General features: G+C 51.8%; 7 protein-coding genes and 1 other RNA gene. 6 read left to right on the top strand and 2 right to left on the bottom strand.

The features are described from left to right. Positions 1-4: 4 nt before the first annotated feature. A complete protein-coding gene (locus BCM14_RS04950) occupies positions 5-802 on the bottom strand; it encodes an enoyl-CoA hydratase/isomerase family protein (RefSeq protein WP_106226842.1) in 798 nt (265 codons plus the stop codon). A gap of 56 nt (positions 803-858) precedes the next feature. After that, entirely contained in the window at positions 859-1,824 is a 966-nt protein-coding gene (locus tag BCM14_RS04945; RefSeq protein WP_259673450.1) for a Bug family tripartite tricarboxylate transporter substrate binding protein, read from the bottom strand. A gap of 297 nt (positions 1,825-2,121) precedes the next feature. On the opposite strand from BCM14_RS04945, the gene BCM14_RS04940 reads away from it, so the two are divergent. The 6 genes from BCM14_RS04940 to dnaX all read left to right on the top strand — a co-directional run bounded on the left by BCM14_RS04940 (position 2,122) and on the right by dnaX (position 11,455). Beyond that, on the top strand, positions 2,122-3,336 hold the full coding sequence (locus BCM14_RS04940; protein ID WP_106226840.1) for an MFS transporter: 1,215 nt from the start codon (positions 2,122-2,124) through the stop codon (positions 3,334-3,336). A 19-nt stretch (positions 3,337-3,355) separates the two neighbouring features. Then, complete coding sequence (locus tag BCM14_RS15240; RefSeq protein WP_259673422.1) at positions 3,356-3,511, top strand: hypothetical protein; 156 nt, start codon at positions 3,356-3,358, stop codon at positions 3,509-3,511. Between the two features lies 1 nt (position 3,512). Then, the gene (locus tag BCM14_RS04935) at positions 3,513-6,221 is read left to right on the top strand and encodes a PD-(D/E)XK nuclease family protein (RefSeq protein ID WP_106226839.1); all 2,709 of its coding nucleotides are present in this window, start codon (positions 3,513-3,515) and stop codon (positions 6,219-6,221) included. Continuing rightward, positions 6,214-9,624: a UvrD-helicase domain-containing protein gene (locus BCM14_RS04930; RefSeq protein ID WP_106226838.1), complete on the top strand. Its 3,411-nt coding sequence runs from the start codon at positions 6,214-6,216 to the stop codon at positions 9,622-9,624. The genes BCM14_RS04935 and BCM14_RS04930 overlap by 8 nt, the downstream gene beginning before the upstream one ends. A gap of 10 nt (positions 9,625-9,634) precedes the next feature. Further along, an RNA gene (gene ffs, locus BCM14_RS04925) (signal recognition particle sRNA small type) lies at positions 9,635-9,732 on the top strand. A 28-nt stretch (positions 9,733-9,760) separates the two neighbouring features. After that, a complete protein-coding gene (dnaX, locus tag BCM14_RS04920) occupies positions 9,761-11,455 on the top strand; it encodes a DNA polymerase III subunit gamma/tau (RefSeq protein WP_106226837.1) in 1,695 nt (564 codons plus the stop codon). Positions 11,456-11,466: the final 11 nt, after the last annotated feature.

Here is an 11,466-nt window from a genome sequence, read left to right as displayed (position 1 = left end):
TACCTTAAGCTTGATTGGCGGCTGCCGCTTTGTCTAAAAATGCCATGACAGCTGCGCGATGCTCGGCGCTTGTGTAACAGATCCCTTGCGCCTGGCTGCCTTGAGCAAAAACCTGCGCCGAGGTTGTTTCAAAGGTTTGATTAAGAATTGTTTTGCCCAGTGCCAAAGCAGTGGACGAACCTTTACTTAGTTCAGCTGCCCAGGCTTGAGCATCTGCCACCAGTGTCTCAGCGCTCGTTACTCGGTCAACTAGTCCGAGCCGGCATGCCTCATCAAAGGCCACCTTTCTGCCTGAAAAAATAAGCTCTTTTGCCTTCACAAGGCCCACCCGGCGGGGCAGAAAATACATGCCACCTCCGTCGGGAATAATTCCCCGATTGATATAGGACCAAGTGAAATTTGCTGCCTCACTGGCGATAATAAAATCACACGCTAACGCGGTGTCAGCGCCGAGACCCGATGCTGAGCCATTGACTGCAGCGATGACTGGCTTAGGCATCGTATGCAAGAGAGAGACCGCGTGGTGCACACGTTGTTGCCGGTGCCAGCCATTGAAGCCGATCTCCCCAGTGGGGGCTTTCATACGTTTTTCCATGCCGGAAATATCACCCCCCGCACAAAAACCCTTGCCGTGTCCGGTGAGTACCAAGGCGCGGATATCTTTGTTAGCGGTGATCATCTCGAGCGCGTCAATAAATTCGCTGCGCATATCGTCATTCATGGCGTTGCGTTTTTCAGGCCGATTTAGAAAAAGCGTGGCGATTCCATCTTGCACCTTCAAATCAATCAGTGAGAAGCTCATTTCAGTTCCTTCGGTGATACGTTGCACTTAAAATTTCGGTTTCAGAGACGTAAGCGTCAATCCTCAGTAATGTGACCGTCTTTAATGACGGTTCGCCAGCGCAGCTCTTCAGTCTTTTCAAATTGAGCGAAATCCTCTGGTGTGCCCGTCTTAATGACTAAGCCTTCGCTCTCCACTTGATTCTTGAAGCTGCTCGACAGCGCCCCTTTAGTGATTGCTGCGTTAAGTTGAGCAATGATCTCTTTCGGCGTTCCAGCAGGAGCAAACACGCCGTACCAACTTCCCGCTGAATAGCCTGGCACGCCGCTCTCAGCAATGGTTGGCACCTTGGCTAAGACAGGGCTGGTCGAGCGGTCGGTCGTCGTGACAGCCAGCGCACGCAGTTTGCCGGCTTCAATTAAGTTGCCCACCGCTGACGCTGTCGCGAACATGATGTCGACCTGACGCCCCATTAAGTCGGTCAGAGCGGGCGCCGCGCCTTTATAGGGGACATGCAACAACTTTGCGCCAGTTAACGACGCAAATAGCTCACCCGCCAGATGTGCCGACGTGCCACTGCCCTGAGAGGCATAAGAAAATTTTCCTGGGTTGGCTTTTACAGCCTCTAATAATTCTTTAACAGATTGATACGGGCTTGCAGCTGACACCACCAACACGTTAGGCGATATACCGATCAAACATACCGGTGCGAAATCTTTGTCTTGGTTGTACGGTAATTTTGTTTTGAGGCTTGGGTTAACTGCATGCGCAAACGTTGCCATGACCAAGGTGTAGCCATCAGGTGCACTTTTAGCTAGAGCGTCTGTACCGATAATGGTGCTGCCACCTGGTTTGTTTTCGATGATGACAGTTTGATGCAATTCGTTCGTCATGGCACCGCCAATAACGCGTGCCACCAGATCCGTGCCACCGCCGGCAGCGAATGGCACAATCAATTTAATTGCACGCTCTGGATAGGTCGCAAAGGTCTGTCCAGACGTTGAGAGCGCTAATCCCCAAAGGAAAACTCGGCAAAGATTCAGGTATGACGTTGACAAAGGCAAATTGATCCCCAGCGTGCGTATTTTTTTGATGTTCGAGTCTAACTCACGGCTGAACGAGTGATAACTGAGGGATCAGTTACAAACTTTGACTATTTTCTTGGGATGAAAACTGGGCAAAGCATACTTTTTCGAAAACCTGACCCGTTAGTAAGGCTTCAGGCCATGGATCTGCTGTTTTCAGTATGATGCAAGAAACCTGAATCAGCGTGGCTCAACTTGTATCAATTGGTTGACCTATGTTGACAGGCCTATCCATAGCCACCGACCATCATCTCCATGACTTCATCTAAAACAGCTTTACCCCTCAGGACTATATTGCTTGGTACCGTTGTTGTATTGATGGCCATGGGAACGCGGGCCACCTTCGGTCTGTTTATTCAACCAATGGGACTTGAGCATGGTTGGGGACGCGAGATTTTTTCGATGGCCTTCGCCTTGCAAAACCTGACCTGGGGTTTTGGCGCTATTGGCGCGGGCATGATGGCTGATCGGTTGGGTTCAGGTCGTACCATCGCGCTCTGCGGCATGCTTTACGCCGCTGGTTTGCTTGCTAGCCGGTTTGCGATGACACCCACCCAGTTGTACCTGAGCGCTGGATTTCTGGTCGGCTTGGGTCAGGCCGGCACAACGTTTGCGGTGATCCTTCCGGTTATCGCCCGAACGGTCGCACCTTCATCGAGAAGCACAGCAATGGGTATAGCAAGTGCCGGTGGATCCTTAGGACAATTTCTAGTTGTGCCGACGGGACAGTTCTTGATTACTAACCTCGAATGGACCGGTGCCTACTGGGTCTTGGCTCTCTTTGTTTCGGTATCTCTGCCTCTGTCCTGGTTTTTGCGAGGTAAACCAGTGCAGACAGACGGATCTGGACCGCAGCAATCCATGTTGTCGGCAATCAAGCAGGCCTTCAGACATCCGACTTTCCATTTGATATTTTGGGGTTACTTTGTCTGCGGTTTTCACACTGCGTTTATTACGCTGCATCTCCCTTCCTTCGTCGTCGACGCAGGTCTGAATGCTGGCACCGGCGCGGTGGCGATTGGATTGATTGGCTTGTTCAACGTGGTCGGATCGTTTACCGCGGGCAAGCTGGGTGGGATGTACAGTAAGAAAAATCTGCTGGCTATTATTTACGCGATGAGAGCCTTGGGGATTTTGTGGATATTGTGTATGCCCATGAGTGTTTGGGTGGTCTACGTCTTTGCTGGCTGGATGGGGTTATTCTGGTTAGGTACCGTTCCGCTCACGCAAGGGTTGATCGGACAAATCTATGGGATGCAATTTGCCGCGACCTTATCAGGCATTATTTTTCTTGGTCATCAACTTGGTAGCTTTACAGGTGTGTGGTTAGGTGGTCGTATCCAGGCGATAACGGGCAGCTATGATTTGGTCTGGTGGATGGGCATAGCGCTGGCACTGATAGCGGCTGTCCTTTGCCTGCCAGTCCGAGAAAAGCCACTCAGCGTTAAACCCTCCGCTGTCCTGGCCTAGCCCGACGAGCGTGCACCTGATGAAAAACATAAACCATAAGCACCCAGCGAAACGGTGGGTTCAGCTGCTAGGTTTTGTTTTTCTGTCAATGGTTCTGGCAGCAGGATTTTGGGCCTACACGACACCTGAGATGAGCCTGCATTGGGATAGCATTGCCTCGATGTGCGGTTTTTAAGATGAGCGATCTCCCTTTGGATATCGCCGCCTTAGATAACGTTGCTCTTCATGACTTAACCGGAGATTGCGCCCGATCAACGGTCGTCCTCACTATCAATAATCGCTTGAGCCGCAGCGTGATGGCGTCTCTGGTTGAAAACATCCGAGAGCCTGGCCAGGTTCTTGAGATTCCGACCGTCATGCCTTGGTCAAATTGGCTGCCTCACCTGCTTAAGCAAGCAAGTTTCGAGTCTGACTTGTCTTCTCAAGCGATCGTACTTGATCACTTCGGCTCCCTTGCACTATGGGTTAGAACAATTGAAGCTGCAGAAGACTCGCACCCATTGTTGGACGTGAATCTAGCAGCAAGGTCTGCCCAACAAGCAGATGCCTTGATCGATGACTGGGCGATCAAAGTAGACGCCAATGAGACCACCGAAGAGTTTGAAAGCTTTAGTCGCTGGCAAGATGCCTACCGGCAGAGGCTTCATGCGATAAGCGCCCTTGATAGCAATACACTCGTGGCGCGGGTCTTGTCTTTGCTCCAGGCGCGATCGTTGAATTTGCCTAAAACGCTGGTTTTGTCTGGTTTCTCAGAGTTTTCTCCCAGGATGCGGCAGGTCTTGAGCGTCTTGCGAGATCAGGGAATCGAAGTGAAGAAGTTCGCTGAACGCACTCCCGTCGCCCAAACACCTCGCTGCGTTACGCTGGAAACCCACCAGGACGAGTGGATGACAGCCGCCTGCTGGGCAAAAGAAAAATTGCTGTCAGACCCGCAAGGTAAATTTGCAATCATTGCGGTCAGTCTCGATTCGGATGCCGCGCATGCCAGACGCACGCTCGACGATGTCCTCAAAACGGGTGAGGTTAGTCTGCCTTACAACGTTGCAGTGGGTCGACCGCTAAGCGATTGGAATCCTGGTCGGGCTGCGTTGCTCTGGTTAAAGACGTTTGTGCAGTTCTCGGCTTCTCAAACTGCGACCCCGAAGGATTTGGGTGCTGCATTACTTGCTGGTCATTGCGCAGGACATGTCGCTGAAGCAGGCGCTCGCGCGAGCATTGACGCCCGCTGGCGCAGCCATGAAACGATTGCAGTGACGCTGGCTGCCTGGCAAAGGGATATTGCCGTGACCGAACAGCTTGCGGCTAACTGGAATATGGCATTTCAGCACTGGCAAAAGGGCTCAGCGAGTTTGGATTGCCGGAGCTGGGCGCAACGCTTCAGCCTGACGCTCGGACAGCTTGGTTTCCCCGGTGAAAGATCGCAAAGCTCGGTTCATTACCAAGTGACCGAAGCGCTTGAAAAGCTAATTGATCGTTTCGCAAGCCTGAGTCCAATTCTTGGGTTAATTGACGCTCATGAAGCACTCGCCTGGCTTGGTCGTTTGGCACGAGCCAGTATTTTTCAACCTCAGCGGGATGCGGCTTCGCGGCTTGATGTACTTGGCCTGCTTGAGGCAGAAGGAGGTCATTGGGATGGTGTGTGGCTACTGGGATTGTCGGACGAAGCCTTTCCTGCTGCACCGAATCCCAACCCCTTTATCCCAGTATCTGCTTTATCGCGCAGTTCAGCCCCCAGGTCAACTGCCGAGCGTGAACTCCATTGGGCTCAGCGCATCTTCGAACATCTCTGTTCTGTGGCACCTGAGGTGATGACCAGCTTCGCCAGCCGGGACGGAGAGCGAGAGCTTCGACCGTCGCCAGTTCTCAAAGTCGCAAGTCTCGTAAAAAATAGTTGGGCTCGGCCCAAGGTTCAAATATCGTCGATTCGGCTAGAAACCTTTGAAGATCAGCGAGGTCCAGCAGTACTCGAAGACGAGGTGATTAAAGGTGGCGCCAATATACTGGTGACGCAAGCTCGCAATCCTTTATGGGCGTTTTTTCAATATCGTCTCGGCGTAAAAGGACTCAGGCCTTACGCCGATATCCCATCTAAAACAATACGCGGCCGTTTTATTCATAAAATGCTTGAGCGAGTATGGTCAGAATTAAAAGACCAAGAAACCTTACAAAACAAGCTAGCCAACGATTCTCTTAATACCCTGTTAAGCAATATTGCGACCGAGGTCGCCGCCTTAGAGCTAGCCCAGTTGCCAGAGGTCTTGCGACAAATGGAGGTCGATCGAGATCTGCCGTTGATTCATCAATGGCTTGAAGTCGAGTCCCAGCGTGCACCCTTTGTAGTCAAGGGGGTTGAGGTGACTCAGCATTTGAACCTTGGTTCTAGCCAACTGGATCTGGTGATCGATCGTATTGATTTGCTGGAGGATGGCACACAAGTCGTGATTGATTACAAATCAAGCGCAGCCTTGACCTCAGTGCTCAACGATTGGGATAGCGCTCGCCCTGTTAATGTCCAGTTGCCAATTTATGCGAGTATTTTGCTTGAACAAGCAAAGGGTGAGTGCGGCGTGTCCGCCTTGATGCTGGTTCAGATACATGCCAAGCAAACGCATGAAACCAGTCGCGATAAGACGAAAAGTGTTGTTGGCTTAGCCAAGGCCGATATTGGTGTTGCAGGCGTCATTGTTTTGCCGCATGTGAAGGAGTTTTCTGGCCGAGACTGGTTGGGTGCAATGACTAAGATGCAGGGCGATGTTCGCGCCCTGACTGAAGAGTTTGTCTCGGGTTGTGCAAGTAACGAATCGTTGGGTAAAAATGATTTGACCTATTGCGACATTAAACCCTTGCTGCGTTTTTTCGATACCGAAGAGGATACAGATGACTGAGCGTCAACCCCAAGACGCACGGGCACGTGAGCGGGCAATCGATCCGAGGCATTCGTTTATCGTACAAGCGCCTGCTGGTTCCGGTAAAACCGAACTGTTGACAGATCGGATCCTGGCGCTGCTGGCGACGGTTTCTCGACCTGAGGAAATCGTCGCGATTACTTTTACTCGCAAAGCTGCGGCCGAGATGCACGCGCGCGTGTTGAAAAAATTGGAACTTGCGCGGGATAATGTTGCTCCTAAAACAAGCTATGAGGTAAGGAGCCTTGCGCTCGCGCAAGCCGTTTTGGCGCGCAGCGAAGAAAGATCTTGGCACCTGCTGGCCCATCCAGCGCGGTTATCGATCAAAACAATCGACTCATTTTGCGCGAGCCTGGTGCGCAGTATGCCCTGGCTATCCGGACTGGGTGGTATGCCGACAGTAGCAGAAGAGCCTAACGAGCACTATCTCGCCGCGGCAAGAGAAGTCTTTGCCTCGGTAGGGACGAATCCTTCAGTCGCCAAGTTGCTCGAGCACATGGACTTAGATGTTCAGGCCGCCAGCACAGCCCTTGCGAAAATGCTCGGGCAACGAGACCAATGGATGACCTTGTTACCGACCGTGACCAATGAGCGTGACCGAAACGCGTTAGAAGACCATTTTGCCCAAGCGGTAAGTGAAGAGCTCTCTGGTATCCCGCCCTTGATGCCTCTTGGGTATGCACAAGAGCTGGCACCGCTGATTCGCCAAGCAGTGTCCTTTCTGGCGACGGCCGAAAAATACCAGGCCACTTATGATCAGTTGAAATGCTTGCAGGACTGGGACGGCCAGGCATTCGATACAAACGTTTCAGATTTACCCCGTTGGCGGGCATTGGCAGAGCTTCTGATCACAGGAGCAGGAACAGTAAGGAAAACCATCAATGTAAAACATGGTTTTGAATCAAAGACTGACTATTGCAAAGTCTTTAATGCTTGGCTTGCCAACAATGGAGGAGGCGACGAGCCAAGTTGGGCTAAAGCCCTTCAAGCATTGGAACATCTCGTTGATGAAAGGTTTTCTGATGCGCAGTGGGACATCCTCAAAGCACAAATCGAATGTCTCTGGCTCGCAGTGGCTCAGCTTCAAATGCGGTTTGCGACCTTTGGCGAAGTAGATTTTGCAGAGATTGCACAACGAGCGTTCTACGGGCTTGGTCGTGCAGACGATCCCACCGAGCTACTGCTGAAACTCGATTCGAGTATCAGACATTTACTGATCGATGAGTTTCAAGACACCAGTCAGACCCAGCTTGATTTGCTAGAGAGGCTCACCTCCGGTTGGCAAGCGGACGACGGTCGAACTGTGTTTTTGGTCGGCGATCCCATGCAATCGATTTATCGCTTTCGTAAAGCCGAGGTTGGTTTATTTTTGAAAGTCCGTGATCAGGGTCTAGGTGATCTGCACCTTACGCCTTTGCGGTTGACTGATAATTTCCGCTCTGGAGCAGGTATCGTGGACTGGGTGAACAACATGTTCACCCATATTTTTCCGAAACAAGACGATGCGATCGGTGGAGCCATCACCTACGCGCCATCTGTTGCGTTCAATGAAGGCAGTCCCGAGCAGGCTGTTCATCAACACCTCATCATTTCAGATGATAAGGATGAGCCCGCCAGACAGCTTATTGTGCTCGTAAAAGAAGCGCTGGCTGCAGCACCTGATAGTGAACATCCGGTCGCTATTTTGGTGAGAACGAGATCTAACCTGCGTGGCGCAACCGAGTTGCTGGCAAAAGAGAACTTGCCGTATCGAGCTGTCGAATTAGTCGCTTTGAATCAACGGGCCTACGTTGTTGATCTGGTGCAAATTGTCCGCGCACTGTGTCATTTGGGTGATAGGGCGGCTTGGTTGGCTGTGCTGCGCTCACCTTACTGCGGATTGACTTTGTTCAGCCTTCATCGGCTGTTCGCAGGCGACAAACGAGCCGTGATTGATATTTTAGAAGCAACGTTGGCGCAAGTTGCTCAAGCAAGCCCAAACCCTGCTGAGCAAGTGCTCGAACCCGATCAGTACGCAAGACTGGTATTTGTTGCGCGCGTATTTTCTGCAGCTGTTCGTGAAGAAACGGGGGAAGTGTTTGCTCGTAAGGTGCAACGCGTCTGGCAACAGCTCGACGGGCCAGCACTCGCGCGCCATACTGGCGATGTGAGTGACGCAGAAAGCGTTTTTCGATTGATTGAAAGACTCGCCCCCTACGGCGGCTTGGATCTGGATATGTTTGAATCGCGACTGACCAAGTTGTACGCTTCGTCAGTTGAGGACGAAGCTACCGCTTCGGTCGAAGAAAAATCCAAGGGTGTGGTTGAGGTGATGACCATGCATAAATCCAAAGGATTGCAGTTTGACACGGTGATTCTTTTTGGTTTGCATGAAAAAGCGAAAGGTGACGATACCCCTTTGGTTAGAATTGAACAGGCTCACGGTCGACTACTGATGGGTCCGATCAAATCGAGAGCGAGCGACACCGCTGATCCGTACTCTAATTTCTTGGGGCAACGAGAGAAGCGTCGCGCAAGCCATGAGGTGGATAGGCTTTTGTACGTGGCGGCAACCCGAGCAAAAAAAACCCTTCATTTAGTCGCTCGGTTAAAAATCGACAAAAAGGATTCGACGGTTGTCGCGGCACCTGAGTCATCGAGCTTGCTCGCACGCTTGTGGCCGTTTATTCAACAACCAACCCCTTTGCCTGAACAAGATGAGCGACGCGTCGAGTCACATATGCCGTTTTATAAAGGACCCTTGCTACAGCGGCGGGCGACTGTCCCAGCGATGGGGTCACCTTCAAGGACCACGATAGAACCCCTTGAATTGCCAGGCAATATTATTCCTATGTTTAATCAAGCCTATGTTTGGGGCGCAGAAGCAGGTCGTGAAAGGCTGGTGGGCACAATTGTTCACGAATGGCTGGCCCACATTGGAGAAAGTGGTCTGGAACGTTGGACGACCGAGCGCATCACGAGCAAGGGGAGCGTGATTGAGCGACAGTTAGGCGCGACTGGCTTAAGCGCAGAACAGGCCAGTCTTGGGGCGCAAGAAGCTGTCGAGGTCTTAAGGGCGATGTTGACGCAAGAACACGGAAGAAGATTGCTCGGACAGATAAAGGCAAAGCGCGAATGGGCCTTGCTTGACGAAAATGGTCAGATGTCAATTATGGATTTGGTTCTAGACGAAGGCGATCACTGGTTGGTAGTGGACTATAAAACGAGTCGACCCGCAGCCTCTGAGCCACTTTCAGTATTTGAAAAAAGAATGCTAGCTCGTTACAAACCTCAGTTGCAACGATATTGCCAACAGCTTTTTGCATTGGATGGACGCCCAGCTAAAGCGGCTTTGTATTTCCCAAGAGATGATCTTTGGGTAGAGATGGATCGCCCCTGTTAGAATGCTGATTGGCGGGCCCCTTCGCATGGCTCGGCGGCAAATCTGGTCAGGTCGGGAACGAAGCAGCCATAGTCGTGCAGAGTTAGTGCCGAAGTCAGGCTCGCCTCCCTTTTATTGTCGGTGTTAAGCAACGCCCATGTCATATCTTGTATTGGCCCGTAAGTGGCGCCCCCGCAGTTTTGATACCCTGGTTGGCCAGGATCACGTCGTGCGTGCGCTGACTCATGCCTTAAACACACAACGGCTTCACCACGCCTGGTTATTTACGGGCACTCGTGGCGTTGGTAAGACGACTCTGTCCCGAATCCTTGCGAAGGCTTTGAATTGCGAGGCTGGCATTACTGCCACGCCTTGTGGTGTCTGTCAGGCTTGCACTGAGATAGATTCTGGCCGCTTTGTCGATTATCTTGAGCTCGATGCCGCCTCTAACCGCGGCGTTGACGAGATGACTCAACTTCTCGAGCAGGCGGTTTATTCGCCGAGCACCGGACGCTTTAAAGTCTATATGATCGACGAGGTTCACATGCTGACTGGGCATGCATTCAACGCAATGCTCAAAACGCTTGAAGAACCACCAGCGCACGTTAAGTTCATTTTGGCGACAACCGATCCACAAAAAATTCCTGTAACGGTGCTGTCGCGTTGCCTGCAGTTCAATTTAAAGCAGATGCCGGGGGAGTCCATCGTCGGGCATTTGCAAAACGTGCTGGGCGAAGAACATATTCCCTTTGAGCTTGCTGCCTTGCGTATGCTTGGCCAAGCAGCTTCAGGATCCATGCGTGACGCCTTATCGCTCACCGATCAAGCCATCGCCTACAGCGCCGGCAATCTCACCGAAGAGTCTGTTCGGGGGATGCTAGGGACAATCGATCAAAAGCATCTGATTCGTTTGCTGGATGCGTTGCAGGCAGGTCAAGCAACTGCGGTGCTTGAGGTCGCTGATGAACTTGCCACCAGAGGCTTGTCCTATCGCGCTGCACTGGCAGATTTGGCTATTTTGTTATCCCGCATTGCTATTGCTCAAAGGATTGGCAAAGTCGTTGATCAAGCAGACCCTCTGGCGGGTGACATCGGTCGTCTGGCAGAGACCTTGCCGCACGACGCTGTGCAGCTGTTCTACACGGTCGCCGTTCATAGCCGCTCTGAGTTGTCCATTGCACCTGATGAATATGCAGGATTTGTGATGTCATGCTTGCGCATGTTGTCACTTTATTCGGATCCAGCTGCAGGGAATCGTCCAGCTTTACAGGCAAGTGCCGCGCCATCCGTCAAGGAGCCGGCTGTTCAGCAGATGGCTTCAGTCCCATCTGAGCCGCCTGCGCCACCTCTGCAGGTAACCAAGCAGGATGAACCGCCAGCTTGGGTGACTGAATCGGCTACTGAGTTTTCAGTATCTGCAGCAACAGTTGAAAGCACCCCGGTCGAGGCTCCGAGTCGCGTTATCCGGATTGAACAGTCTTGGGCAATATTTTCTGCTTCGTTAAAGCTCTCAGGCCTGGCCGCGCAATTAGCTCGTCAATCCGAACTAGTGGGCATTTCAGCCAATACATTAACTCTCAAGATCGCCAATAAGGCCTTATCTGAAGGTGTTGCGGTTGATCGACTCAAAGCGGTGTTGTCTGAGCACTTTGGGGTCAAAGTTCAATTACGCTTTGAAATTGGCGCTGATTCGGGTCAGTCAGCTCACGCAATTGACGTGGCGGCGCAAAGCGCCCGTCAAAAGGCCGCCGAGGAAATTGTCCAACAGGATGCGTTCGTGCAGGTATTAGTCAAAGAGTTTGGTGCACAAGTGATCCCCGGATCCGTCCATCCAGGTCCAACACTCCAATAGTTTCAACTGAA

The sequence above is a fragment of the Jezberella montanilacus genome (assembly GCF_003003055.1).
GTDB classification, from domain to species: domain Bacteria; phylum Pseudomonadota; class Gammaproteobacteria; order Burkholderiales; family Burkholderiaceae_B; genus Zwartia; species Zwartia montanilacus.
This window is presented reverse-complemented; position numbering and strand designations above follow the sequence as displayed.

Bases quoted from the DNA above. Each gene is read 5' to 3' on its own strand.
- dnaX (WP_106226837.1), top strand. From the start codon at position 9,761: ATGTCATATCTTGTATTGGCCCGTAAGTGGCGCCCCCGCAGTTTTGAT.
- BCM14_RS15240 (WP_259673422.1), top strand. From the start codon at position 3,356: ATGAAAAACATAAACCATAAGCACCCAGCGAAACGGTGGGTTCAGCTG.
- BCM14_RS04935 (WP_106226839.1), top strand. From the start codon at position 3,513: ATGAGCGATCTCCCTTTGGATATCGCCGCCTTAGATAACGTTGCTCTT.
- BCM14_RS04930 (WP_106226838.1), top strand. From the start codon at position 6,214: ATGACTGAGCGTCAACCCCAAGACGCACGGGCACGTGAGCGGGCAATC.
- BCM14_RS04950 (WP_106226842.1), bottom strand. From the start codon at position 802: ATGAGCTTCTCACTGATTGATTTGAAGGTGCAAGATGGAATCGCCACG.
- BCM14_RS04940 (WP_106226840.1), top strand. From the start codon at position 2,122: ATGACTTCATCTAAAACAGCTTTACCCCTCAGGACTATATTGCTTGGT.